26 protein-coding genes are annotated in these 25,899 nt (G+C 62.2%); 7 read left to right on the forward strand and 19 right to left on the reverse strand.

Translation table 11 applies throughout. The annotated features are described in order from the left end of the window. Positions 1-125: 125 nt before the first annotated feature. Both map and radC read left to right on the forward strand, forming a co-directional pair. Positions 126-962: a type I methionyl aminopeptidase gene (map, locus tag ABCW43_RS02510; protein WP_345921981.1), complete on the forward strand. Its 837-nt coding sequence runs from the start codon at positions 126-128 to the stop codon at positions 960-962. A gap of 3 nt (positions 963-965) precedes the next feature. Next, positions 966-1,769 (forward strand): RadC family protein, encoded by an 804-nt coding sequence (radC, locus tag ABCW43_RS02515; RefSeq protein WP_345921982.1) that lies wholly within the window; start codon positions 966-968, stop codon positions 1,767-1,769. A gap of 27 nt (positions 1,770-1,796) precedes the next feature. On the opposite strand, the gene ABCW43_RS02520 is transcribed toward radC, so the two are convergent. From ABCW43_RS02520 to ABCW43_RS02555, 8 genes are all read right to left on the reverse strand, one after another. Then, on the reverse strand, positions 1,797-3,608 hold the full coding sequence (locus tag ABCW43_RS02520; protein WP_345921983.1) for an ABC transporter ATP-binding protein: 1,812 nt from the start codon (positions 3,606-3,608) through the stop codon (positions 1,797-1,799). Positions 3,609-3,619: 11 nt separating this feature from the next. Continuing rightward, entirely contained in the window at positions 3,620-4,384 is a 765-nt protein-coding gene (locus tag ABCW43_RS02525) for a DUF1028 domain-containing protein (protein ID WP_345921984.1), read from the reverse strand. A gap of 3 nt (positions 4,385-4,387) precedes the next feature. Then, positions 4,388-6,172 carry a gamma-glutamyltransferase family protein gene (locus ABCW43_RS02530; protein ID WP_345921985.1) on the reverse strand — a complete coding sequence of 595 codons (1,785 nt, stop codon included), beginning with the start codon at positions 6,170-6,172 and terminating at the stop codon, positions 4,388-4,390. A 37-nt stretch (positions 6,173-6,209) separates the two neighbouring features. Continuing rightward, on the reverse strand, positions 6,210-7,085 hold the full coding sequence (locus ABCW43_RS02535) for an ABC transporter permease (RefSeq protein ID WP_345921986.1): 876 nt from the start codon (positions 7,083-7,085) through the stop codon (positions 6,210-6,212). Next, positions 7,082-8,029 (reverse strand): ABC transporter permease, encoded by a 948-nt coding sequence (locus ABCW43_RS02540; RefSeq protein WP_345921987.1) that lies wholly within the window; start codon positions 8,027-8,029, stop codon positions 7,082-7,084. Before ABCW43_RS02540 ends, ABCW43_RS02535 begins: the two co-directional genes overlap by 4 nt. 86 nt (positions 8,030-8,115) lie before the next feature. Then, on the reverse strand, positions 8,116-9,624 hold the full coding sequence (locus ABCW43_RS02545) for an ABC transporter substrate-binding protein (protein ID WP_345921988.1): 1,509 nt from the start codon (positions 9,622-9,624) through the stop codon (positions 8,116-8,118). Between the two features lie 88 nt (positions 9,625-9,712). Then, positions 9,713-10,453 (reverse strand): FadR/GntR family transcriptional regulator, encoded by a 741-nt coding sequence (locus tag ABCW43_RS02550; RefSeq protein ID WP_345921989.1) that lies wholly within the window; start codon positions 10,451-10,453, stop codon positions 9,713-9,715. Between the two features lie 53 nt (positions 10,454-10,506). Continuing rightward, on the reverse strand, positions 10,507-10,668 hold the full coding sequence (locus ABCW43_RS02555) for a hypothetical protein (protein ID WP_345921990.1): 162 nt from the start codon (positions 10,666-10,668) through the stop codon (positions 10,507-10,509). Positions 10,669-10,671: 3 nt separating this feature from the next. Here ABCW43_RS02555 and sthA point away from each other — a divergent pair, with 3 nt between their 5' ends. Continuing rightward, on the forward strand, positions 10,672-12,159 hold the full coding sequence (sthA, locus tag ABCW43_RS02560; protein WP_345921991.1) for a Si-specific NAD(P)(+) transhydrogenase: 1,488 nt from the start codon (positions 10,672-10,674) through the stop codon (positions 12,157-12,159). Between the two features lie 97 nt (positions 12,160-12,256). On the opposite strand, the gene rpsD is transcribed toward sthA, so the two are convergent. Then, positions 12,257-12,874 carry a 30S ribosomal protein S4 gene (rpsD, locus tag ABCW43_RS02565; RefSeq protein ID WP_345921992.1) on the reverse strand — a complete coding sequence of 206 codons (618 nt, stop codon included), beginning with the start codon at positions 12,872-12,874 and terminating at the stop codon, positions 12,257-12,259. A gap of 298 nt (positions 12,875-13,172) precedes the next feature. Here rpsD and ABCW43_RS02570 point away from each other — a divergent pair, with 298 nt between their 5' ends. Continuing rightward, on the forward strand, positions 13,173-13,418 hold the full coding sequence (locus ABCW43_RS02570) for a DUF982 domain-containing protein (protein WP_345921993.1): 246 nt from the start codon (positions 13,173-13,175) through the stop codon (positions 13,416-13,418). Between the two features lie 4 nt (positions 13,419-13,422). On the opposite strand, the gene ABCW43_RS02575 is transcribed toward ABCW43_RS02570, so the two are convergent. The 9 genes from ABCW43_RS02575 to ABCW43_RS02620 form a co-directional block, all read right to left on the reverse strand. Continuing rightward, positions 13,423-14,937, reverse strand: coding sequence for a helicase HerA domain-containing protein (locus ABCW43_RS02575; protein WP_345921994.1), 1,515 nt, complete (start codon positions 14,935-14,937; stop codon positions 13,423-13,425). Between the two features lie 125 nt (positions 14,938-15,062). Further along, positions 15,063-15,695, reverse strand: coding sequence for a LysE family translocator (locus ABCW43_RS02580; RefSeq protein ID WP_345921995.1), 633 nt, complete (start codon positions 15,693-15,695; stop codon positions 15,063-15,065). Positions 15,696-15,705: 10 nt separating this feature from the next. Further along, a complete protein-coding gene (locus ABCW43_RS02585; RefSeq protein WP_345921996.1) occupies positions 15,706-16,077 on the reverse strand; it encodes a GFA family protein in 372 nt (123 codons plus the stop codon). A 23-nt stretch (positions 16,078-16,100) separates the two neighbouring features. Further along, positions 16,101-16,739: a LysE family translocator gene (locus tag ABCW43_RS02590; protein ID WP_345921997.1), complete on the reverse strand. Its 639-nt coding sequence runs from the start codon at positions 16,737-16,739 to the stop codon at positions 16,101-16,103. Positions 16,740-16,801: 62 nt separating this feature from the next. After that, complete coding sequence (locus ABCW43_RS02595; protein WP_345923305.1) at positions 16,802-17,254, reverse strand: GNAT family N-acetyltransferase; 453 nt, start codon at positions 17,252-17,254, stop codon at positions 16,802-16,804. Positions 17,255-17,951: 697 nt separating this feature from the next. Continuing rightward, entirely contained in the window at positions 17,952-18,749 is a 798-nt protein-coding gene (gene murI / locus ABCW43_RS02605) for a glutamate racemase (RefSeq protein ID WP_345921999.1), read from the reverse strand. Further along, positions 18,733-19,584, reverse strand: coding sequence for an RNA methyltransferase (locus tag ABCW43_RS02610; RefSeq protein WP_345922000.1), 852 nt, complete (start codon positions 19,582-19,584; stop codon positions 18,733-18,735). The genes murI and ABCW43_RS02610 overlap by 17 nt, the downstream gene beginning before the upstream one ends. 60 nt (positions 19,585-19,644) lie before the next feature. Continuing rightward, positions 19,645-21,636, reverse strand: coding sequence for an FUSC family protein (locus ABCW43_RS02615; RefSeq protein ID WP_345922001.1), 1,992 nt, complete (start codon positions 21,634-21,636; stop codon positions 19,645-19,647). 132 nt (positions 21,637-21,768) lie between these two features. Then, positions 21,769-22,299 (reverse strand): hypothetical protein, encoded by a 531-nt coding sequence (locus ABCW43_RS02620; RefSeq protein ID WP_345922002.1) that lies wholly within the window; start codon positions 22,297-22,299, stop codon positions 21,769-21,771. Between the two features lie 227 nt (positions 22,300-22,526). Between ABCW43_RS02620 and ABCW43_RS02625 the strand changes: the two genes are divergently transcribed. The 3 genes from ABCW43_RS02625 (at position 22,527) to ABCW43_RS02635 (ending at position 24,959) form a co-directional block, all read left to right on the forward strand. Next, on the forward strand, positions 22,527-23,741 hold the full coding sequence (locus ABCW43_RS02625) for an NADP-dependent isocitrate dehydrogenase (RefSeq protein ID WP_345922003.1): 1,215 nt from the start codon (positions 22,527-22,529) through the stop codon (positions 23,739-23,741). A 72-nt stretch (positions 23,742-23,813) separates the two neighbouring features. Continuing rightward, on the forward strand, positions 23,814-24,260 hold the full coding sequence (locus ABCW43_RS02630; RefSeq protein WP_345922004.1) for a GNAT family N-acetyltransferase: 447 nt from the start codon (positions 23,814-23,816) through the stop codon (positions 24,258-24,260). A 69-nt stretch (positions 24,261-24,329) separates the two neighbouring features. After that, positions 24,330-24,959, forward strand: coding sequence for a glutathione S-transferase family protein (locus ABCW43_RS02635; protein ID WP_345922005.1), 630 nt, complete (start codon positions 24,330-24,332; stop codon positions 24,957-24,959). An 11-nt stretch (positions 24,960-24,970) separates the two neighbouring features. Here the strand turns inward: ABCW43_RS02635 and ABCW43_RS02640 are convergent, their stop codons facing one another. After that, positions 24,971-25,870, reverse strand: coding sequence for a cell wall hydrolase (locus ABCW43_RS02640; RefSeq protein WP_345922006.1), 900 nt, complete (start codon positions 25,868-25,870; stop codon positions 24,971-24,973). Positions 25,871-25,899 lie beyond the last annotated feature (29 nt).

The following is a 25,899-nucleotide window of genomic DNA, read 5'->3' on the forward strand; positions in this document are numbered from 1 at the left end:
TTTAAAAGACTCGCTTCAGATCATCCCGTTCGGATTATCGGGAAGAAAAGCGCTGAAATCTCCGATCTAGATGGACGAACCGGGCCCGGCTGCTTTATGAACGGAGAGATTGCGAGAGAAGAACCATGGTCAACTATATCGAGGCGGTTTCCGCCCCCCTGAAGAATACGGGTGCGATCCGCCTCTATAGCGCGGAGGACTTCGCCGGCATGCGCAAGGCCTGCCTGCTGACGGCGCGCTGCCTCGACGAGCTTGCAACGATCGTGCAGCCCGGCGTCACCACAAACGCGATAGACCGCTTCGTTTTCGAGTTCGGCATGGACCACGGCGCGCTGCCGGCGACGCTGAACTATCGCGGTTATACGAAATCCTCCTGCACCTCGATCAATCACGTCGTCTGTCACGGCATTCCGGATGACAAACCGTTGCGCGAAGGGGACATCGTCAATATCGACGTCACCTATATCCTCGACGGATGGCACGGGGATTCGAGCCGTATGTATCCGGTGGGCGGGATCAAACGCGCCTCCGAGCGCCTGCTGGAAGTCACTTATGAATGCCTGATGCGCGGCATCAAGGCCGTGCGTCCCGGCGCCCGCACCGGCGCGATCGGCGAAGCGATCCAGACCTATGCGGAAGCGGAGCGCTGCTCGGTGGTGCGCGATTTCTGCGGCCATGGCGTCGGCCGGCTTTTCCACGATTCGCCGAACATCCTGCATTACGGCCGCGCCGACGAGGGTCCGGAGATGAAGGAAGGGATGATCTTCACCATCGAGCCGATGATCAATCTCGGCAAGCCGCACGTAAAGGTGCTTTCCGACGGCTGGACGGCGGTCACACGTGACCGCTCGCTGTCAGCACAATACGAACACGCGATCGGCGTCACCGCCACCGGCTGCGAGATCTTCACCTTGTCGCCCGGAGGTTTCGACCGACCCGGCCTGCCGCCGCTTTCGAGGTAAGGGATGGCCAGCCGCTCCGCTCCTCCACCGGACGAACAGACGTCCTTCATCGAGGACGAGCGCGGCTTTTTCGCCGAACAACTAACCAAGCCGAAAGCCATAAAGAAACCGGCCTCGATGGACGACGACGAGCCGGGCGCGCATTACCACGGTCACCGCGAGCGCCTCAAAACCAAGTATCGGGAACATGGCGATACCGGGCTTGCCGACTACGAGATCCTTGAACTCCTGCTGTTCCGGTCGATCCCGCGCCGCGATACGAAACCGCTTGCCAAGGCGCTGATCGCCCGGTTCGGAACGCTTGCCGGCGTTCTGGGAGCACCGCTCGGATTGCTGCAGGAGGTCAAGGGTGTCGGCGAGGCGGTGGCGCTCGACCTGAAACTCGTCGCGACCGTCGGTCATCGGATGCTGAAGAGCGAGCTGCGCGGCAAGCAGGTCCTGTCGTCGTGGTCTTCCGTCATCGATTACTGCCACGCGATAATGGCCTACGAGCCTCGCGAACAGTTCCGTATCCTCTTCCTCGACAAACGCAATGCGCTGATCGCCGACGAAGTGCAGGGCCACGGTACCGTCGACCATACGCCGGTCTATCCGCGCGAAGTCGTGCGCCGGGCGCTCGAACTATCGGCGACCGCGATCATCCTCGTCCACAACCACCCGAGCGGCGATCCGACGCCATCGCGCGCCGATATCGACATGACGAAGACGATCGTCGACACCGCAAAACCTCTCGGCATCACGGTGCACGACCACATCATCATCGGCAAGGACGGGCATGTCAGCCTGAAGGGGCTGAGGCTGATCTGAGTTTTCACGGCCTCAGGCCCCCCGCCCTCACGCCACCTGCACCATGTGGCCAGCGGAAACCTCGCGATACTGGCGCGCCAGCGGCTGGAAACCCATCGGACGAACCGGGCTCTTCAGCTCGTCGTTGGAAATGCCCCGGCGGATGCCGCGGCGGGCCGGATCCGGCACTGGGACGGCTGCCATCAGCTTTTTCGTATAGGGATGCTGCGGGTTGTCGAAGACCGCGGCTCGCGGGCCGATCTCGACGATCTCGCCGAGATACATCACCGCGACGCGATGGCTGACGCGTTCGACCACCGCCATGTCATGGCTGATGAACAAGAAGGCGAGGTTGAGGCTCTGCTGCAGGTCGAGGAGCAGGTTGCAGACCTGCGCCTTGATCGAGACATCGAGCGCCGAGACGCTTTCGTCGGCGACGATCACCTTCGGATCGAGCGAGAGGGCACGGGCGATGGCGATGCGCTGGCGCTGGCCGCCGGAGAACTCATGTGGATAGCGGCCCGCCATATCCGGCGACAGGCCGACCTTGCGGAGCAGGTCGGCGGTCTTTTCCTTTGCGTCCTTGGCGTTGCCGAGCTTGTGCTTGACGAAGGGTTCGGAGATTGCGGCGCCGACCGTCATGCGCGGGTTGAGCGACGAGAACGGATCCTGAAAAATCATCTGGATGGTCTTGCGCATGTCGCGCAGGCCGACCTGGTCGAGGCGCAGGACATCGTAGCCATCGAGTGCCACATCGCCGCTGGTCGGCTCGATCAGCCGCATGATCGAGCGGCCGGTGGTCGACTTGCCGCAGCCGGATTCGCCGACCAGTGACAAGGTCTCACCCTGAAACAGATCGAAGGAAATATTCTCGACGGCATGGACGGCGCCGGTCTGCGTCGCAAAAAGGCCGGAACGGACCGCGAAACGGGTGACGAGGTTCTTAACGGCCAGAACCGGGGTCTTGCGGGTATCGACGGTGCCGGCAACTTCCTTCGGCTCGGTGGCCTCGCCGGTATTGATGTCGACCACCGGGAAACGGGTCGGCCATTTGCGGTTCTGCATCGAGCCGAGCCGCGGCACGGCGGAAAGGAGCGCGCGCGTATAAGGGTGCTTGCCGCGGTGGAAGATTTCCTCGGTCGGACCGCTCTCGACCGCCTCGCCGCGATACATGACGATGGTACGATCGGCGATTTCGGCGACGACGCCCATGTCATGGGTGATGAACAGCACCGACATGCCCTCCTCTTCCTGCAGCACCTTGATCAGGTCGAGGATCTGTCCCTGGATGGTGACATCAAGCGCGGTGGTCGGTTCGTCAGCGATCAGCAGCCTCGGCTTCGATGCGAGCGCCATGGCGATCATCACGCGCTGGCGCATGCCGCCGGAGAACTGGTGGGGATAGTCGTCGAACCGCGCGCCGGCATTCGGGATACGGACCTTTTCGAGCAGCCGCACGGTTGCGGCGCGTGCCTCGGATTTCGACATGCCCTTGTGCCGTGTCAGCACCTCCGAGATCTGCCGCCCGATCGTGAAGATCGGGTTGAGCGATGTCATCGGCTCCTGGAAGATCATCGAGGCGTCGTTGCCGCGCACGCCGCGCATCTCTTTTTCGGAGATCGACAGAAGGTCCTTGCCGGAGAGCATGATGCTGCCCTCGATCCTGCTGGTGCTTGCGGCCAGCAGCCGCATGATCGACAGCGAGGTGACGCTCTTGCCGGAGCCGGATTCGCCAACGATCGCAACCGTCTCGCCCGGGTGCACGTCGAAGGAGATGTCGCGGACGACGCTTTTCCATTCGCCATCGACCAGGAAGGATGTCGTCAGGTTCCTGACGGAAAGAACAGGTGTCTCGGTCATCGGGGCTTGCCTCATTGGGGCTTCCAGGGGGTGGCAAAGGAGGCGGACGCGCGGCCTTCCGCCTCGCGGGCGGCTTCCAGCTCGGCGATCTTCTGGTCGATGACCCGGCGGTCGATCATGCCATGCGGGTTTTCGCGGGTGGGCATGGTCTCCGTGACATGCAGGAAACGCTCCTGCGCTACCGCATAAAGCCGCCGCAACTCACCGAGCGGATCGCTATGGTCGTCGGCATTGATGCGCAGCCAGGGGTAATCCTGGTCGCGATAGAGAACCATCGCGGCGGACTGCCTGCCGCGCTTGTCTCCGCCGGCTGCCTCGCCAGCATCCATGGCGGCGAGCAGGCGCTCGGCAAGAGGCGCACCTTCTGCGGCCTTTTCCTTGTAGACCCGCAATGTCTCGGCGATCACCTGCGGGCCGGCCAGCATGTTGCCGGCGACAGAGACGTTGTCGTCAACCAGATGGCCGGCCCAGTCGACGCAGATCTCGCCGGTATAGGCGGCATTGCGGCCATTGGCGTCGATCAGATGAAACTGGCGCTGGCGGCGGCCATCGTCGCGCGCTGTCAACGTCTCGATGATCTCTTCCGGCGACTTGCCCTCTTCGAGCAGTTTCAGCCCATCCGTGCCGTAGAGGGGGCTGACGAAGGCCTGGGTTGCGACGGCGCCCACCCTGCCCTTGATATGCGGCACCGCGGCACCGACCGCAAAGAAGCGGCTGGCAACCGAGATCCCCAAATGACCCGTCTCCGGATCGCGTGCGACGATCGACCATGTCATGGCTTATCTCCCGACCGCATAGGCCTGCATGAGGCGCGGCGTTGCGGCTGCCCGCATCAAACCGTCCGCATCACGGCGCGCCGCGGTCAAACGGCCGACACTCCAGGGATCCGCGACCGTGATCTGGTGGCCGCGGCGGCGCAGCTCGGCGAGCACGTCGGCGCCGATATTGCTTTCCACCATGATGTTTGCCGGCTGGCTGGTGCGCGGATAGAACGAGCCCGGGAAATGGGTGGTGTGGAACAGCGGCATGTCGATCGCCGCCTGCAGGTTCGGCTTGTGGTGGACATAACGCAGGAAGAAAGGCAGCTGCCACTGGTCCTGCTGGTCGCCGCCGGGCGTGCCGAACACCAGCGTCGGGCGACCCTGATGCAGGGCGAGCGACGGAGTGAGCGTCGTACGCGGACGTTTTCCCGGTTCGAGCGAGGTTGGCAGGCCGGGTTTCAGCCAGAACATCTGGGCGCGGGAATTCAGGGCGAAACCGAGGCCGGGCACGATCGGCGAGGACTGCAGCCAGCCGCCCGAAGGCGTGGTCGATACCATGTTGCCCCAGCGGTCGATGACGTCGATATGGACCGTATCGCCGCGCTTTTCCGTGAGATGCGACATGGTCGGCTCGTAGACCGCGCCCTTGCCGCTGACTTCGGCGAGCATTCCCATGGTGAGGTCGAACTGGTGGTCGTAACCGGGCACGCGACCGGGGCGCAGCTCGAGCGAAGCTTGGCTGCCGATCAGCTTGCGGCGCTCGGCATTGTAGCCTTCCGACAGCAGATATTCGGTCGGGATCTGCGCGAAATCCGGGTCGCCGTAATAGACTTCGCGGTCGGCGAAGGCGAGCTTCATGGCCTCGACGACAACGTGCACGAAATCCGGTCCGGCGGGATCCATCGCCGAGAGGTCAAAGCCCTTCAGCAGCGCCAGCGATTGCAGGAGTACAGGCCCCTGCCCCCAGGCCGGTGTCTTGGCAACGGTCCATTCGTGATAGTCGTAGGTCTGCGGCGCCTCGACGGTCGCCCGCCAGTTGGCCATGTCGTCTGCGGTCAGCACGCCCTTGTGGCGGGCGCCGCTCGCATCCATCACCTCAGCCGTCGAGACATAACGGTCGATCGCCTCAGCGACAAAGCCGCGATAGAAGGCATCGCGGGCGGCTTCGATCTGGTTTTCGCGGCCAGTCCTGGCTTCGGCCTCGGCGATGAGGCGCTTCCAGGTCTCGGCAAGCACCGGGTTCTTGAAATTGCTCTGCGCTTCGGGAGCGACGCCGCCCGGAAGCCAGGTCGCGTGGGAGGTCGGCCACTCGCTCTCGAAGAAGCCCGCCAGCCCCTTGATGGTCGCGGAAACGCGGGCAAGCATCGGGTGGCCATGCTCGGCGTAATAGATCGCCGGCTCGAGCACGTCGCGCACACTCATCGTGCCGTAGTCGCGCAGCATCAGCATCCAGCCGTCGAAGGCACCGGGGATGACGGTCGCGAGCAGGCCATCGCCGGGGATCAGCTTCAGGCCTTCCGACGTGTAGTGCTCGATCGTGGCACCCGCCGGTGCAGGCCCCTGCGCGCAGATGACTTCGACCTTGTCCTTTTTCTTCGAATAGAAGACGGCCGGCATGTCGCCGCCAGGGCCGCAGAGGTGCGGTTCGACGATCTGCAGCACGAAGCCGGTCGCGACGGCCGCATCGAAGGCATTGCCGCCTTTTTCGAGGATCGCCATGCCGACGGCCGAAGCGATCCAGTGGGTCGAGGTGACGACCCCGAACGTGCCGAGGATTTCCGGCCGTGTGGTGAACTCAGTCATGGGTATTGGTCCTTTCAAATCATGCTTGGCGCGGCCGTCATGCCTCGCGAGGATCCAGCGCATCGCGCAGGCCATCGCCAAGGAGATTGAAGCCGATGACGACGAGAAAAATCGCCGCGCCGGGCCACATCGCCATCCAGGGCGCCTGGCTCAAGAAATTCTTGGCAACGTTCAGCATCGAGCCCCAGGAAGGGGCCGGCGGCTGCTGGCCGAGGCCGAGGAAGGAGAGGCTCGCCTCGGCGATGATCGCCGTTGCGATCGTCAGCGTCGCCTGGACGATGATCGGCGCGAAAACGTTGGGCAGGATGTAGCGGGTCATGATTTCGAAGTGGTTCAGGCCGACGGCGCGCGCGCCTTCGACATAATCCTCGGTCTTGACCGCCAGAACCTGGCCGCGGGTCAGCCGCACGAAGATCGGCATGGCGGACAGGCCGATGGCGATCATCGCGTTCATCAGGCTCGGGCCCAGAAATGCCGCAAGCGCGATCGCCATGATCAGGAAGGGCATAGCGAGCAGCGCCTCGGTGATCCGCGAGATCACCATGTCCACCCAGCCGCCGAAATAACCGGAGATGAGGCCGAAGGGCACGCCGATGCCGACGGCAATCGCGACCGAGAACACCCCGGCCATCAGCGATGCCCGAGCGCCCCAGATCATGCGGGACAGAATGTCTCGGCCAAGATCGTCGGTGCCGAGCCAGTACATGGCTGACGGCGCCTTGCGGATCGCCGTCCAGCTCGTGGCGACCGGATCGATGATCGGCAGGACCGGCGCGCAGGCTGCCAGGATCGTGAAGAACAGCACGATGACGGCGCCGACGAGCGCGCTCCTGTTCTTCTTCATCTTGCGCCAGGCGCGGCTCCTGTCGCGCTTGGCTGCCGCCACGGGCGGTGCTTGGTCGATCGTGGTCATAGGGTGGCCCTCAGACGCGGATTGAGGAGGACATAGAGGACGTCGGCGAACAGGTTCATCAGAATGAAGCCGACCGCCGTGCACAGCACGACGCCCTGCACCACCGCATAGTCGCGGTTGAAGACGGCGTCGACGATCAGCTTGCCGAAGCCCGGGATGGTGAAGATCTGCTCGGTCAGCACCGCGCCGGCGAGCAGTTCCCCGAACAGCAGCGCCGACAGCGTCACGACCGGCAGCAGCGCATTGCGGAAACTGTGGCTGAGGATGACTTCCCGCGGAGAAAGCCCCTTGGCGCGGGCGGTGCGGATATAGTCAGCGCTGAGCACGCCGATCATCGCCGAGCGGGTATGGCGCATCAGCGTCGCGGCGAGCGCATTGCCGAGCACGAAGGCCGGCATGATCATAGTCTGCAGGGATCGGACGGGATCGACGAAGATCGACTCGAAGCCCGAGGCCGGCAGCCAGCCGAGCTGCACCGAGATCAACAGGATGAGCATGATGCCGAGCCAGAAATTCGGGATCGACAGGCCGGTCAGCGCCAGCACGTTGGCGATGTAGTCGATGAACGTGTTCTTCTTGACCGCCGCCAGGATGCCGATCGGAATGCCGATCAGCATGGCAAAGAACATTGCCATCACCGCCAGCTGGATCGTCACCGGCAGCTTCTGGAGGATCAGTTCCAGGACCGGCTGGTTGGTGCGCAGGGAAATGCCGAAGTCGCCGGTCAACACGCCGCCGAGCCAGTAGAAATATTGCACCACGACCGGATCATTCAGCCGGTATTTGTCGCGCAGGAATTCGATGACCGCAGGGTCGCGCTCCTCGCCGGCCATCGCCAGGATCGGATCGCCGGGGAGCAGTTTCTGCAGTGAGAAGACAAAGATGGAGATGATCAGCAAGGTCGGGATGGCGACCAGCAGACGCTTTCCGATGTAGACAGGCATGACGCCGTCCCCCGTTGAGCAGTGTTGCTACAAAGTGATGCGGGAAAAAATGCCGCATGGGTCCACTCCCATGCGGCACGGGAGGTTTAGCCCTTCTTGACGCCTTGCAGGCGGATCATGCCGTCCGGGCTGGCCACGAAACCGGTAATGTTCTTCTTGTAGGCCCAGATCCAAGACTGATGACCGAGATAGATGACCGGCATGTCTTCGTTGAGGATCACGGAAGCTGCATCGTATTTCTGCTTGCGGACCGTATCGTCGGTCGAGGCGCGTGCTTCGTTGAGCAGCTTGTCGACGTCCGGATTGCAGTATTTCACGTCGTTGATGCCGCCCTTGCAGCTGACGAACTGATGGATATTGCCATCAGGATCGACACGGCCGGACCAGTCGGAGCGGCTGAGCTGGAAGTTGCCACGGGTCTGCTCTTCAAGCAGGGTGGCGAACTCGGTCGACTTGAGGCTGACGTCGAAACCTGCTTCGGCAACCATGGACTGCAGGATCTGCATCATCTGCTGGGCGACCGGGTTGTTCGGGATCTGCAGCTCGACCGGGACGCGGTCGAAGCCGGCGGCCTTGATCAGAGCCTTGGCCTTGGCGACGTCGCGGGCGGGAACCGGGATCGCCTTGTTGAACCACGGGCTGTTCGGCGGGAACGGCTGGTTGCCGCCGACGGCGGTGCCTTCGTAAACGATCTGGTTCATCGCATCGCGGTCGATCGCCAGCGAGAAGGCCTGGCGCAGGCGCTTGTCCTTGCCGAACGGGTTGTCGGCTCGGGGACCGTTGCCGACGTTGGCGTAGAGAGCCATGTAACCGATGTTGACGGTCGCGTCGTATTTCAGGCCCGAATTGCCCTTGACGGCGGCAACGTCGGTCGGAGCCAGGCGCTCGATGAAGTCGAGATCGCCCGACTGCAGGTTGGCGAGGCGGACGGTCGTATCCGGGATCGGCAGGTAGGTAACCTTGTCGACGAAGATCTTGTCCTTGTTCCAGTAATCCTTGAATTTTTCGAGCACGATACGGTCCTGCTGGACGCGCTCGACGAACTTGAACGGGCCGGCGCAGACCGGCTTGGAGCCGAAATTGGCGCCGAGCGCCTTGGCGGCGGTCGGCGATACGATCATGCCGGCGCGGTCGGAGAGCTGGGCGAGCAGCGTCACATCCGGGGACTTCAGCGTGAACTTGACTTCCAGCGGGCCGGCCGCCTCGACCTTGGCGACGGAGGTCAGTTCGCTCTTGCGGCGGGATTCCGGCAGCGTCATGTTGCGTTCGATGGTGGCAACCACGGCTGCGGCGTCGAGCGGGGTGTCGTCATGGAACTTGACGCCCTCCCGGAGCTTCATCGTCAGTTCCTTGCCGTCGGCGGACCATTTCCACTCGGTGGCGAGCTGCGGAACGATCTTCAGGTCAGGCGAAACATCGACCAGCTTGTCGCACAGCGCGGTGTAGACGATACGGCCGACGAAGGTGCGGGACTGGGCCGGGTCGAGAACGTCGGCATCGTCCTGCAGGCCGATGCGCAAATCGACCGCAAGCGCCGGAAAGGCGAAAAGCGCGCCGGCCAGCAGCGCGGTCGTAAGCTTGGTAATTCGCTTCATTATGTGAATTCCTCTCTGTTTTCAGGTTCCTGTTTTTAGTCTTGACCGGTTTTCCGGCTTCTGGTCGGGGCGGCCGCGCGACGGCCGTTCAGCTTACCTGGCTCAGCGGCCCCGGCTCCATGGAGCCGAGGGATGTTGCCCGAATCAGCCGCTCCTGGAGCATCAGCAGATGTTCGCGCATCGCCTCCCCCGCCCGCACCGGATCACGGGCGGCGATCGCCTCGATGATGGTCTGGTGCTGAGCAAAGGAGATGTTGACCGCATTGCCGCTCGAACGGGCGCGTTCGCGGATCACCTGCCATGCCTCGTCCTGGCGGACACGATTGATGACGTCGAAGATCGACAGGAAAAGCTGGTTGCCGGCGCTCTGGGCAATCAGCCGGTGCAACGTCCCGTCCCACAATTCGCGGGCATCGGCATCGCTGCTCTCGGTGATCTTCAAGGCGATGTCGTGCATCTTGGCGATATCCGCCGGCTTGGCCCGCATCGCAGCCAGCTGGGCGAGTTGCGGTTCGATCCTCAAACGGACTTCCATGATCTCCATGAAGTCCGTGCCGGCGACGATCGCGCCCACATGGTTGCTCCATTCGCTCGGTCTTTCGCCGACAAAGGTGCCTGAGCCCTGGCGACGCCAGATGAGACCTTCGGATTCAAGCACTTCGAGTGCTCGCCGGACCGCGCGGCGGCTGATGCCGAGCATATCGCTCAAAGCCCGCTCGGTCGGCAGGCGGCCCTCGGAACCGAATTCCCCCGCCCTTAGAAGCTCTCTCAAGCGGTCCAGCGCGTAGCTCGAATTATCATGAGCCTCGCCGGCCTTATCCTGTACCATTTTTCGTACCAATTTCTAATTGGTCCAAATGGACGGCATTTCCTGACTTGCCGTCAAGTTAATTTTTCGGCAATTTCTGCAATGCACAAAATTGATGCATTGAGGTTGAAATCAAGGCTTGGACGAGCCGCAATCAAAACTTTAGAATAGGCGGCTACAAAGGGATTCGTGAGTGCTGCTGCATCGCGGCAGCCGTCAGATTCGGAGCGGAGCATCCCATGAACCAATACGACCTCATCGTCGTCGGCAGCGGACCGGCCGGTCGCCGCGCGGCCATCCAGGCAGCCAAGCTCGACAAAAAGGTTCTGGTCGTCGAACAGGGCAAACGGGTCGGGGGCGTTTCTGTCCATACGGGCACGATCCCGTCCAAGACCCTGCGCGAAACGGCCCTCAACCTGTCCGGCTGGCGCGAACGCGGGTTTTACGGCAAGGCGTACCGGGTCAAGCAGGAGATCAGTGCAGAGGACCTGCGCCGTCGCCTGCTGATCACGCTCGATCATGAAGTCGAAGTGCTCGAACATCAGTTCGCCCGCAACCGCGTCCAGAGTATCCGTGGCAAGGCGACTTTCGTCACGCCCGACACGATGGCGATCGCCAAGGACGACGGCGACGTCATGCACGTCATGGGCAAGTCGATCCTGCTCGCGGTCGGCACGAAGCCCTTCCGCCCCGATTACATTCCCTTCGACGGCAAGACGGTTCTCGACAGCGACGAGCTGCTCGAAATCGACCAGCTCCCTCGTTCGATGGTGGTCATCGGCGCCGGCGTTATCGGCATCGAATATGCGACGATCTTCAGCGCGCTGGATACCGCAGTCACCGTCATCGACCCGAAATCGACCATGCTGGACTTCATCGACAAGGAAATCGTCGAGGACTTCACCTACCAGCTGCGCGACCGCAACATGAAGCTGCTGCTCGGCCAGAAGGCGGACAAGGTGGAGCGCCTGGACGACGGCAAGGTTATGGTGCACGTCGACAGCGGCCGCCGCATCGTCACCGACATGGTGCTGTTCGCCGCCGGCCGCATGGGCGCGACTGATACGCTGAACCTCGCCGCAGCCGGCCTCGAGGCCGACAGCCGCGGCCGCCTCAAGGTCAATCCGGAAACCTTCGAGACCTCCGTTTCCAACATCTATGCCGCCGGCGACGTCGTCGGGTTTCCGAGTCTTGCCTCGACCTCGATGGAACAGGGACGCGTCGCGGCGCGCGTCGCCGTCGGCGCGATCGCCAAGGAACCGCAGAAATATTTCCCCTACGGCATCTATGCCGTGCCGGAAATCTCCACCTGCGGACTCACCGAAGAAGAAATGAAGGAGCGCGGCATTGCCTATGAATGCGGCATCGCCCGCTTTCGCGAGACCTCGCGCGGCCACATCATGGGCCTCGACACCGGCCTTCTGAAACTAATCTTCTCCTTGAAGACCCGCCGCCTGCTCGGCGTCCATATTGTCGGCGAAGGCGCTACCGAACTCGTCCACATCGGCCAGGCGGTGCTGAACCTCAAAGGCACGGTCGAATATTTCGTCGAGAACACCTTCAACTATCCGACGCTCGCCGAAGCCTACAAGATCGCCGGCCTCGACGCCTGGAACCGCATGGGCGAAGGTCCGAAGGAAGCGCCAGTCGCAACTTCGCAGTCCACAGACACGACCGCGACCACTACGGAACCTGCCTTCGAGAAGAAAAAAGCCGCCTCAAAGTGAGGCGGTCGTTCCGACCAACCGTCCGATCAAACGAAAAAAGCCGCCCCGAAAGGCGGCTTTTCTTTGGTGTCGCTGAACCGCCCCGAAGGGCAATTCATCAACGCGAGTAGAATTCGACGACCAGCTGCGGTTCCATGATGACGGCGTAGGGAACGTCCGTCAGGCCCGGAACGCGGGCGAAGGTGGCAACCATCTTGTTGTGGTCGACTTCGATATAGTCCGGAACGTCGCGTTCAGCGAGCGAAACGGCTTCGAGAACCGTGACGAGCTGCTTCGACTTCTGGCGGACTTCGATGACGTCGCCAGCCTTGCAACGGTAGGAACCGATGTTGACGCGGACGCCGTTGACGGTGACGTGGCCATGGTTGACGAACTGGCGGGCAGCAAAGACCGTCGGAACGAACTTGGCGCGGTAGACGATCGCGTCGAGGCGCGATTCGAGCAGGCCGATCAGGTTCTCCGAAGTGTCGCCCTTGCGGCGGTTGGCTTCGTCATAGATGGCGCGGAACTGCTTTTCGCGCAGGTCGCCGTAATAGCCCTTGAGCTTCTGCTTGGCGCGCAGCTGCACGCCGAAGTCGGAAAGCTTGCCCTTGCGGCGCTGGCCGTGCTGGCCAGGGCCGTATTCGCGGCGGTTCACCGGGGACTTCGGACGGCCCCAGATGTTTTCGCCCATACGGCGGTCGATCTTGTATTTGGACGATTCGCGCTTGCTCATCGTATTTCCTTATCAAACGGTTACACCGACTTGTTGCCAAGCCGGATCAAGGAAACACGCCCTCCTCTGAGCTCTGATTTAAGAGCTCTGACAGGTCTCTCACGAAAGCGTCCGGAGAAAACCACGGGACATGTCAGTGAAACACCGGGTCTTGTCGCCCGGCGTTGGCGCGGTGTTTAGGCGGATGTCACAGGAATGTCAACCGCACCACGCTCTTAACCTTTCGGCAAGGCTGTCTGCAGGCTTTTTTGACGCGGCATGGCGTTGGCACCATCTTAAGGAAAGGAGGTGTCGTGTCATGAAATCGAAACTCTGGAGCAGCCCGATCAGGATTGAAAACCCCGAAACCGGCGTGGTCCGCACAGTCAAGACGGCACGCGATGCGAAGACTGTCCTCGACCGCTTCTGGCCAGCCTATCACGGCAGTCAGCATCATCTGGCGGAACAGGTCTGCGACGAGGCGCTGAAGGGGAAATCGAAGCCTTCGGAAGCGCGGCGCGCCTTTATCGCCGCGGCGGTGGAAGCGCATTTTCACATCCACTGACGGCCTATTCGGCGGCGGCCCTCGCCTCGCCCTCATCCGGCGCGTCGGCACTACCCGGCGCGGTTTCCGCCTGAAGATCCGGGAAGGCAACGATGCGTTTGCCCGAAAAGTCTGAATGCACGACGATCAGACCCTGTTCCTCGAAATAACCGAGCAGGCGACGGGCGCGACGTGCCGAATGAGTGCCGTAGGCACGGGCAATCCGTGCGTCCGATGGGCATGGTTCCCCGCCGATCGCCGCCTTCGCCATCAGCAGGAATACGCCCTGGAGGTCGTCCGAGACGCCCGATGACAGCGACAGCGCCGTCGCCCAGGCCTCGCTCGAAGCAGTTTCAACATCGACGCCGGAGCGCGCTATCGCCACGCGGCGGCGGAATTCGCCGAGCGACAGCGGCGGTCCGGGCAGGCGCCGCATCCGGGCGCGCACCAGAAAATCCTGATAGAGGACGGAATCCGTCCGATAGGCGGATTGCGGATCGTCGAGAACTTCCGAAAGTACGGCGGACAGCCGTTCCTCGCGCTCTTCGGCAGACAATTCCGGTTGGGCGACGCGCGGCTCCTGCGGCGCCGGCATGGCAGACGGAGTCGAGCGCGACAGTTCGGCGAGGATATCCGTTGTCGGCCGCGGCGCTGGCGGAGCACGGCGGACGATCGGCCGGGTGAATTCCTCCGGATCCGGGGTGAAGATCAGGTCCTCGACGTCCTGCGGGGCGTCCGGCAGCGGCATCAGCTTCGGGCTCGAAGAGCGCGCCGACGTCTCGACCGTGCCGATGACGATCGGCAAGGGACGGCGCGACAAAGCCGGGCCGAGGGCGACGAAATTGCCGCGCTTCAGGTCACGGAACATTTCCGCCTGGCGGCGATCCATGCCGAGCAGGTCGGCGGCGCGGGCCATGTCGATATCGAGGAAGGTGCGGCCCATCAGGAAGTTCGACGCTTCCGCCGCGACGTTCTTGGCGAGCTTTGCCAGCCGCTGGGTGGCGATGACGCCGGCAAGCCCGCGCTTGCGGCCACGGCACATCAGGTTGGTCATCGCACCAAGTGAAAGCTTTCTGGCGTCTTCCGACACATCGCCGCCGACCGACGGCGCAAACATCTGCGCTTCATCAACCACGACCAGGACCGGATACCAGTATTCACGGTCGGCATCGAACATGCCGTTCAGGAAGGCGGCGGCAGCGCGCATCTGTTCTTCGAGATCGAGGCCTTCGAGCGTCAGGACGCAGGAGACGCGATTCTTGCGGATACGGTTGGCGATGCCGGCAAGCTCGGCCTCGCTCCGCTCGCCATCGACCACCACGTGGCCGAATCTCTCCGACAGCGTGACGAAATCGCCTTCCGGATCGATCACCACCTGCTGCACCCAGGGAGCGGATTGTTCGAGCAGGCGCCGCAAGAGATGCGACTTGCCGGAGCCGGAATTGCCCTGCACGAGCAGACGGGTCGCCAGCAGCTCTTCGATATCGAGCTTGGCCGGATCGCCCCCGGACACAATTCCCATATCGATGCCGACCTGCAATGCACTTACCCCGTATGCTGTCTCTTCGCGGTGACCGTTAGAAGCCGCGACTCCTGAACTCTAACAGAGATCGGGATTCGTTTCGCCGGGCAAGATCGAAAATGCACAGGCCTTTGCGAAACCACTCAGGATGCGGCGCGACGATAGAATGCCAGCGAGCCGGCAAGCGCCAGAAGCGCCCCGCCGCAGAGCCTGTCAAGCCAGAGCGCACCCTTCTTCTTCAGGAGATGCACAGCCCGCGAGCCGAGCAGCGCATAACCGAACATGACGGCGAAATCGATCAGCGCGAAGACGAGCGCCAGGATCGCATATTGCTGAAACTGCGGCGCATCGGGGACGATAAATTGCGGCAGGAAAGCCGAGAAGAACAGGTACCCCTTGGGATTGGTCACCGCCACGAGGAAGCTCTTCAGGAAGACTGATGTTGCGGCACCCGAACCGGCTGCAGCATCGCCTGGCGTTACGTCAAGCGAGCCTTTCGAGCGCAGAAGCATGAACCCGAGAAACGTGAGATACCCGGCGCCCAGCCATTTGACGACCGAGAACCAGAATTCGGAGGCCGCCAGCAATGCGCCAAGGCCAAGAGCCACGGCGCCGATCAATACGAAATCGGAGATCATTGCGCCGGCCATACCCGGCAGAGCGCGGCGAAGGCCATAGCGCGAGCCATTGGTGAGCGCGAGAAGCACGGTCGGCCCGGGTGTGGCGATGCCGATGAACGCAACGATCGCGAAAGCAAGCAGGGTGACTTCATTCATCGCTCGTCTCCTACCAGAGGTGCCGGCCGTCGATGACCGTATGAGGCCATTCCTCGGCGTCGAAATCGTCGAACAATCGGGCATTCACGCCAATGCGCCGGGTCTTGCCGTCCCAGGTGCCGTCCATCTGGAAATCCGGGCTGTCGCTATAGGTGGTGCAGCCGCAGGTGCCGCAGAAATGATGGGCTACCATTTTCGAATTCCAGCGATAGACCCTGTCACTCGCGGCATCGGCCGTAACCTTCACCTGCTTCGGCTCGTAATAGGCATGCAGCGCGCCGCGCCGCGAGCAGAAGGTGCAGGTGCAGCGGGTAAGCGCCTGCGGCAGTTCACCCTTGATCTCGAATACGGTCTCGCCGCAATGGCAACGCCCGGTGATCATCCGCTATTCCTCCCCTACGAAGCTCACGCGGCCGCGCGCTTGAAGCCGACCGACAGCAGCCCGGCACCGATCATCAACGAGCCGCCGGTGCGGTTGACGATCCGCTGGACCTTCGGCTTGCGGATCGTGTTGCGCGCCATCGAGGCCAGCAGGCCGTAGAGCGTGGCGTTCAATGTCGCGAGCACCAGGAAGGTCACTTCGAAGACGGCCATCTGGAAGAACAGCGGCTGGCTGAGATCGAGGAACTGCGGCAGGAAGGCCACGAAGAAGACGATGCTCTTCGGGTTCAGTGCGGTGACCACATAGGTGTGCAGGAAAATCCTGAAAGGCTTTACCGATGTCACCTCGGTCTCGCCGAGATCGGCGGCCCGTTCAGAAACCGGCGCGCGCCAGAGCTTGATGCCCAGATAGATGAGGTAGGCTGCACCCACCCATTTCAGCACGGTGAAGAGCGCAGCAGAGGTCGCAAGCAGCGCGCCGAGACCAAGCATGGACGCGGTCATCGCCGTGAAGTCGCCAAGCGCCGTGCCAGCCACGGTGGCGGACGCCACCTTGCGGCCATGGCTCAGCGCGTAGGAAATGACGAGCAGGATCGTCGGCCCCGGAATGGCCAGGAGAACCGACGAAGCGGCGACGAAAGCGAGCCAGTGTTCAAGCGACATGCGGATTCTCCTCCATAACTGAAGCGAGCAAGCCACCGATTTTTCCGGTTTGCAAGCGGTGTTTATTCAGTCGTTATGCGCCAGCGATAGAGCACGTCGGGCTCTTTTTCTTCGTTGGCCGTGCCATCGGTCTGCCTGATCTCTACAAAGCCGCGCGCTTCATAAAAACGGCGGGCGGCGGCATTGCGCTGGAAGGTCCAAAGGGAGAGCTTCGGATATGCTGCCTTGGCGATATCGACAAGTCGGGTGCCGATCCCCTGCCGTTGCGCGTTCGGCAGGATATAGAGTTGGTCGATCCAGTCCTCCCGAAAGGCGATGATGCCGAGCAAAGCGCCGTCCCGTTCGGCACCCCAGATGTCGCACGTCGCGAAGAGATGTCCGCTCCAGTGTCCGCGGTCCTCCTCCGGCGTGTGAAGCTGAGCCAGCCAGGGTAGCCGCATATCGAAGGAAGTGCGATGAACCTTAGCCGCGGCGGGCATATCGTCACGGTCAAGTTTACGAAATACGACCATCATTTTCTGAGCCCCAAAGCCTCGCATCCTCGCAGGTAAGGTCCCGGCGGCGAACCGCCGGAGACCCGGTGCCTGTCCACTCACAGCCGGATATCCCAAGGGGTGAACCGGACATTTCGGCGGTCGTCCTCGAGTTCGGGGAACCCGACATCGCGGCGCATCCGATTGGAAAGATCAGAGATTTGGTTCTTCTCCGCGCGGTGTCTCCAGGCTGCCAGGAGCAATGCACCAGCAGTCTTCCAGACGCCATGTTCGCGGCAGAGTTCATGAACCGCAGCCGAAAGGGTATCAGCAACTATAAATTGTGATTCACACATGATTTTATGTCCCGGCGCATGTCGCGACCAGGTCCTCTGAGATGAAGGAAGACGTGCGGATGCGGACGAGGAAACGCGGTAAACCGCGTCGTCAGCCGGTCACGTCAGATCAATGGGAAAAGTGCCAAAACGGCGGAAATCCAGTCTTATACAGCCTGGAAGCACATGCCGGCCGGCATCGATGTGCGAGACACCGAGGCCACAATAGCCGCTCCGCCAGAAAGGCGCATAAACATGGTAATGGACTTCATTTCACGCCTCCTGTGTTCGATTTGCGGAATGGATAAATAATACACGAGATCGCCGCATGAGCAAGCGCACAATCGCGAATTGCAGTCATCACGAAAAAAGCGTGGCAAATAAGCCACACCGCTGGTTGGCGCTCAGGTCCTCAGACCAAAACCCTGCATCAGGCGGCGGGTGGCGAAGTCGGGATTGCCGGAGGTGAAGACGGCAAAGTCGTAGTTGTCGGGGTGCTCGGCGCCCTCGACCAGCGGCACTTTTCGACGCGCCTGCCGTGCGATCGCCTCGGCGGGGTCGAGCCAGTCGACCGGCCAGGGGGCAAGCCGGCGGAAGACATTTGCCATGAAAGGATAGTGGGTGCAGGCGAGCACGACGATATCGGTTTTCCTGTCGTCCTTCTCGACGAAACAGGGGGCGATCTCGGCCAGAACAGCTTCGTCGGAAATCGTCTCGCCGCGGATATAGGCTTCCGCCATGCGCGCAAGGTTCTGCGAACCGACGAGGCGCACGTGACATTGGGTGGCGAAGAACTGGATGAGATCGCGAGTATAGGCGCGTTTGACCGTGCCCGGCGTGGCAAGCACGGAGACGAGGCCGGAGCGGGTGCGTTCGGCCGCGGGCTTGATCGCCGGAACGGTGCCGACGAAGGTCATCTTCGGAAAGGTTTCGCGCAGATCCGCGCCGACCAGGGTGAAAGCGGTATTGCAGGAGATGACGCAGACTTCGGGATCGTATTCGTCAAGGAGCTTTGCGAAGAGCGAGATGATCCTCTCGCGCAATGCCGGTTCCTCCCAGTCACCATAGGGAAAACCGGCATCGTCGGCGACATAGATGAAGCCGCGCTCTGGGATCAGCACGCGTGCCTCGCGCAGCACCGTCAGCCCGCCAATGCCCGAATCGAACATCAGCACAGGCTTCGATTCATTCGTTTTCGTCATTCCCCGTCTTCTCCCCCGGTACCCCTTTGGACAGATCAGCCTTTTCAGGCTTCGGCCCGTCCTTTTTCGACCATCCGCGGGGAAAGCGATCGAGCGAGTTGATAACGCCCCGGAACACGCTGATCTCCTGTTCCGTAAAACCGCGCCGCGAGATGACGGCGCGGAGGTTGTCGATCATTCTTGGCTTTTTCGCGGGCGGATGGAAATAATTGCGGGCGTCCAACGCCTCTTCCAGGTGTTCGAACAGACCGATGACCTGTTCCTTGGTGGAAGGACGCTGCTCGATCGGCAGAAAGACCGTCTCGGCAAGATCGTCGATGCCGGATTTCATCCATTCATAGGACATTAGCAGCACGGCCTGGGCGATGTTCAGCGAGGCGAAGGCGGGGTTGACCGGAAAGGTGACGATCTCGTCGGCGAGCGCCACTTCCTCGTTGGTGAGGCCCCAGCGTTCGCGGCCGAAGAGAATGCCGGTCTTCTCGCCCGCCTTGAACTTGGCGCGCAGGGTCTCGGCGGCGGTCACCGGCGAGCGCACCGGCTTGAAGCCGTAACGCTCGCGCGCCGTCGTCGCATAGACGAAGTTGAGGTCGGCGATCGCCTCCTCCAGCGTCTCGAACACCTTCGTGCCGTCGATCACATGATCGGCCTTGGAGGCGGCGGAGCGGGCTTTTTCGCTCGGCCAGCCGTCGCGCGGGTTGACGAGGCGCAGTTCCGCGAGGCCGAAATTGGCCATGGCGCGCGCCACCATGCCGATATTCTCGCCGAGCTGCGGCTCGACCAGGATGACCGCTGGTCCTTCGGCTATGAGTTCGCGCTCGCTATTGGTGCCTGACATTTCTGTTTCCGTATCCAAATCCAGGGCCGCAATACCGGTGACCAGGGCAATCGGCAAGCCTTATGCGGCTGCGGGATAAAGCCTGCCCAGCATGGTGCCGATCATTTCGACACCAACGCGGCTGCCGTGCTTGAAGATCGGCAGATGGCGGCTGGCGCCTCGATTCAGTTTGCGCTTTACCACGAAACATTCCGAACCGCGGGCCGAAAGCGCCCCGACATTGTTCAATACCTCCTCCAGCGCGGCCAGCACCTCGCCTTCCGGCTTGTGCCCCGCCTGAACCGCGTTGCGGGCGAAGATCCGCGCCCAATAGGTGGCGCCGAGGAAGATGGCGAGCGTCTGGCGGACCTGTCCCGGCCGAGTGACCACCGACCAGCTCGTGCCGAGCGGGCGGGCGGCGAGCGTGACTTCGCGGTAGGCGGCATCGAGTTTACGGGAGAGAGCGATGATCTCGAAACCGCTCCTGCCCTCTTTCACCGCGGAAAGAAGCTCGCGCAGCCCGTCGAACCAGCGCCCGAGCGCGAGATCGAGGGACGAGCGGGTCGGTGCCGGGAAGACGAGGAAGGCAACGACGGTGCCCGCGAGCGCGCCGATCAGCGTTTCCTCGATCCGGAGCCGCAGGAGGTCTAGGGTCAGCACGCCGGTCATGCCGTAGACCAGGCAAAGCACGATCGAGATAAAGAAGGTCATCCCCGCGTAGGAAATCTGCAGGCAATAGAAGCCGAGAAAGATGGAGAGCACAGCGATCGGTGCGGCAAGAAGCGGATAACCGCCGATCAGGGTCGCAAGCACCAGACCGGCCGCGATGCCGAGCAGCGTTCCGATCGAACGCTGCAATGCCCTGATCGCCGTATCGCCACGGGACTTGGTGTTGGTGAAGATCAGGAAGGCGGTCAAAACGGCCCAGAACCATCGGTCACGCGACAGCATCAGGCCGAAGACCATTGCAAGGCTTGAGGCAACAGTGATCTGGACCGCGGACCGCATCACCGGATTCGTCAGCGAGAAATCGATGTTCACCGGGGCCGGCGAGGCCGCGGCATCCGCGATCGAGCGGAAGCGGTCGCGCCGCCCTTCCTCGATGGATTCCGCCAGCGCCGCCCTCGCTTCCTGCAGCCACATCAGGGCGCGGGCGCTCTCCGCCGCCCGGTCGTCGCCAGTAACCGCGGTGCTGGCCGCGATCTTCTCGGCCATATCCTGATCCTCTTCGATCAGCGCGTGGACGAGCATGAAGGGCGGCAGCGCTTCGAACGACAGAACGATCGCGCTTTCTGCAGCGAGATGCACGTCGAAAATCCTCATCGTGAGGGCGGTGACCGCCTCGTCTTCCGGATCGATCGTGCCGTCTCCCGTGCGCGGCAGGAACCCTTCCGCCATCAGCACCACGTCTTTCAGCCGCTCCTCGAGCTGCCGCAGGTCGCGCCGGTCGCCGTCGGTCATGGTCCCGCCGCTCGACAGAACCGCGAGCTTCATCAGGATGTCGCCCACCCTGCCCTGGATCGCCACCAGCGACTGCAGGAGATCACGCCGCCAGTCGTCCGGCAGGAGATAGGTGCGGACCTGATGGCCGGTGACGACGGCGATCACCGGACCGATGGCCCCGAGCGGAAGGTCGGAAAGGTTTGGTTTCAGGTAGGCGCCCATGAAATAGGACGTAAATGCGAACATGCCGACTGCAAATCCGCGCGGCCCGTAGACGCGCCCGACGGTAGCGCCGGCAATGACGACCAGGAACATCGCATCGGAAATATAGCGGTAGTCTTCGAGGACGGTAGCCAGCCCGACGCAGACGAGGCTGACCGCGCCGCCGATCAGACGTGTCTTCAGCTGGTCGGACGGCAGCCGGTCGCGCACCGCGACGCCGCCCTCGATCGAGAGGATGATCGCAAGCCCGTAAGCGATCGTCGGCAGCGCAAGGCCGGCGATGTGGACGAGCGCAAGGCAGGCCACCGAGGCGATGACGGTCAGCGTTACGCGTCCGCCCATGCGCAGGCGCGACAGCGCCGGGTCGTTGGCGAGCAGCCAGTCTCGGATCTTAGCGGCAAAGGTCATCGACCACCCCTGGCGGGTGCCGACACCCGCTTCTGGCCGCCGAATATATCGCCGGGGCAGAGTTTGGCGATACCGTGCATAGGCCTGGGGGCTACGATCGAGAGAGCGGCGCGCCGCCCGATCACCGGCGAGTTACTCGCCCTTGGCGATCGACTGCATCTCTTCGATCACCGAATCCCGCTCGCCATCTGCGACACGGTGGATGTCGTCGATAACAGGCTTGCCGGCTTCCTGGATAACGTCGAAATGCAGTTCGTTGACGCTGTCCTTCACCGCCGCCTCGTCGACGCAGGTCCACATCTTGAAGGTCACGGTCACATCGGTCATGCCGTTGGCGCCCGGCGCCGAGGTCGTCTTGATGTCCTTCAGCGGACAGCCGTCCTGCGACGAAGTGATGACGTCGTAGCCGAAGGGGTCGCCTGGCTGGTTGTTCTCCGTATCATAGGCCGGGTGCTTGGCGGCTTCCGCATAGGCGCCCCGGAATTTCTTGCTGAACAGGCGCGCCAAGGGATCGGCCTCGAAGATGTATTTCCATTCGCTATCGACGGTATTCCAGTTGTCCTCGGTGATCTTCATCACCTCTTTCACGGGATCGGTAACATCGGTCGCCGCGGCGAAGGTCGAGACTAGTGAAAAGGCAAGGGCAAGCGGCAAGGTCCGCATAAGATCAGATCCGGCTGTTGGAGAGCGATTTGGCGGGACATTAATCTGGCTTTGTGGTTTGGCAAGGGCAATCGTCCGCCGGTCCGAAGGCATGGCGATTTCTCGCACGAAAAGCCGCATATGATGGCCTCAATGCCTTTGCGTTCCAGCCCGGCGATGTTATAGCGCACCCACTGGTGTCCACCCCTCGGGACCTTGAGGTCCCTTCTACGTCCAAGAGGAATTCCATGCAAAAGATCAAGGTAGCCAACCCGGTCGTCGATCTCGACGGCGACGAGATGACCCGCATTATCTGGCAGCTCATCAAGGACAAGCTGGTCCTTCCCTATCTCGATCTCGACATCGAATATTACGACCTCTCGGTCGAGAACCGCGACGCCACCAACGACCAGGTGACGATCGACGCCGCCAACGCCATCAAGAAGCACGGCGTCGGCATCAAGTGCGCGACGATCACCCCGGACGAAGCGCGCGTCAAGGAATTCAACCTCAAGGAAATGTGGAAGAGCCCGAACGGCACGATCCGCAACATTCTGGGCGGCGTCATCTTCCGCGAGCCGATCATCTGCAAGAACGTGCCGCGCCTGGTTCCGGGCTGGACCAAGCCGATCGTCGTCGGCCGCCACGCCTTCGGCGACCAGTACAAGGCGACCGACTTCAGGTTCCCGGGCAAGGGCACGCTGTCGATCAAGTTCGTCGGCGAAGACGGCCAGGTGATCGAGAAGGAAGTGTTCAAGGCTCCGGATGCCGGCGTGGCCATGGCCATGTACAACCTCGACGAATCGATCCGCGATTTCGCCCGCGCTTCGTTGAACTATGGCCTGATGCGCAAGTGGCCGGTCTACCTGTCGACCAAGAACACCATCCTCAAGGCCTATGACGGCCGCTTCAAAGATATCTTCGAGGAAGTCTTCAACAACGAGTTCAAGGCTCAGTTCGACGAACTGAAGATCACCTACGAACACCGCCTGATCGACGACATGGTCGCAGCTGCGCTGAAGTGGTCCGGCGGCTACGTCTGGGCCTGCAAGAACTATGACGGCGACGTCCAGTCCGACATCGTCGCCCAGGGCTTCGGCTCGCTCGGCCTGATGACCTCGGTTCTGCTTTCGCCGGACGGCCGCACGGTCGAAGCCGAAGCAGCCCACGGTACCGTCACCCGCCATTACCGCCAGCACCAGAAGGGTCAGGAAACTTCGACGAACTCGATCGCCTCGATCTTCGCCTGGACCCGCGGCCTCGCTCATCGCGCCAAGCTCGACGACAATGCTGCCCTTGCAAAGTTTGCCGCGACGCTCGAAAAGGTCTGCGTCGACACCGTCGAAGCCGGCTACATGACCAAGGATCTGGCGCTGCTCATCGGTCCGGATCAGCCATGGCTCTCGACCACCGCCTTTCTCGACAAGGTGGACGAAAATCTCAAGGCGGCCATGGCTGCCTAAGTCCGAAAAATCGGCTAATCATTCGACGGCGGGGAGCAATCTCCGCCGTTTTCTTTCGTGAGGGAGTTTCGCATGACCATCACCGTCCGCCCGCTCGAGCCGTCCGACCATGCCGCCTGGGAGCCGCTCTGGGAAGCCTATCTGCGCTTCTACGAGACCGTATTGCCGAAGGAGATGTACGATCTCACCTGGAGCCGGTTTCACGATCCGGCCGAGCCGATGCATGCCCTCGGCGCGTTCGACGAGACCGGCAAAATGATCGCCATCGCGCATGTCATCTTCCACCGATCCTGCTGGCTGCCCGAATGGACCTGCTATCTGCAGGACCTTTATGTCAAGAACACCCTGCGCGGTCGGGGAACCGGCGCAGCCCTGATTGAAGCGGTGGCAGACCTCGCACGGGCAAACGGAGCCGGCCGGCTCTATTGGCTGACGCAGGAGAGCAATGCCGCCGCGCGGCGGCTCTACGACCGCATTGCCCAGAATTCCGGCTTCATCCAATACCGAAAGGCGCTCTAATTCGCCCTGGCGCCTTGATTGAAAGGCAATCTGCCCCAGAACATAGCCATTCACCGCCCGGAGGACCACATGTCAGATGAACTTGTGCTTTACACGAATCCGATGTCTCGCGGCCGGATTGCCCGCTGGATGCTGGAAGAGGTCGGCGTCCCTTATCGGACTGAAATCCTGCATTTCGGCACCACGATGAAGGGCGATGTCTATAAGAGCGTCAACCCGATGGGCAAGGTGCCGAGTATCGCGCACGGCAAGACCATTGTAACCGAATGCGCGGCGATCTGCGCCTATCTGGCGGATGCCTTTCCGCAGGCGGGTCTTGCCCCCGCCCCCGCCAAGCGAGCCGATTATTACCGCTGGATGTTCTTTGCTGCCGGTCCGCTGGAAGCAGCCGTCAGCAACCGCGTGCTCGGCTTCGAAGTGCCGAAGGAACGCGAGCGGATGGTCGGTTACGGCACCTATCAGGACGTGATGGATACGCTGGAATCTGCCGTCCGGGCGAACGCCTATATCGCCGGCGATACGTTCAGCGCCGCAGATGTCTATGTCGGCTCGCAGCTCGGTTACGGCCTGCAGTTCGGCACGATCGAAAAACGCGCCGCATTCGAACAGTATTTCGGACGGCTCGCTCTGCGGGAGGCTTATCGGCGGGCCAACGACAAGGACAATGCCGCGGCTGCCGAGTTGCAGAAGGTAGGGTAAGCTTTTAGCGATCAGCGGTCGACACCGGCTGGCGATCGTTTTGGCGACGGTGTCGGTATCGGTTTGGCGTTGCCGGTGTCGAAACGCAGCATCCACTCATTGCTCATGGAGCTGGCAAGGATCACAGGCGCGACAGAAGGCTTTGCAGGTTGAGTTCCGGCCGGCTGGATGCTGGCGGAACGGATCGCCAGGGGATCCGGCCGTTCGATCGGAACCGGCACATTCATCGCCACCATCGAATCCGGGCCGGGGGCCGTCGTCGCCGGGATCGACGCAACGTCGATTTCCTTCGCCTGGATCAGGCTGAACGGGTCGGGATTGCTCTGCACCAGCGCGAGCACGTATTCATCTACGGGCTTCGGCGGTGGCGTTTGCAGGTCCCCGTCCCTGTCGCGCTTCTCGTAGAACGCATTGCCGCCGGCAACCGTGACATAATGCATGTTCTGGTAGGGGAAGCGTAAGCCGGCCGTGTGAAAGAACATGGCATCCTTGACTTCCGGGTTCCGCTCGCCGCGAATGATCGCATCGACGGCGGCATCGAGTTCCGGAACCGTTGCCTCGTTCATCGCCCGGGTCAATACGCCCGGTGCGAATTGCCGTTCCTGGGCGACGATGCCGCAAATAGTGGGTGGGTAGGCATCGGAGGTCAGCCTGTTCATGATCACGGTGCCGACTGCCATCAACCCTTCACGACTCGACCGCTGCGACTCGAAATACATTGCCCGCTTCATGCAATCGCGATCAGCCGGCGTGTAGTGGTAGACCTGTTTCTTCGAGACCGGTGCCGGTTTCACCGTCGTGGTGGCGGGAGAAATGGACGCCGTCGTCTGCGCCGACGTGCATGCCGACAGGAACATCATTCCAACCAGACCGATTGCCGGTCGGAGAAAGGCCTTATCGCTCGCCGTCATGAATATCCCCCCTTGCGGTATAATTCCAG

Origin of the sequence: Neorhizobium tunisiense, assembly GCF_039631515.1 — a bacterium.
Classification (GTDB): domain Bacteria; phylum Pseudomonadota; class Alphaproteobacteria; order Rhizobiales; family Rhizobiaceae; genus Neorhizobium.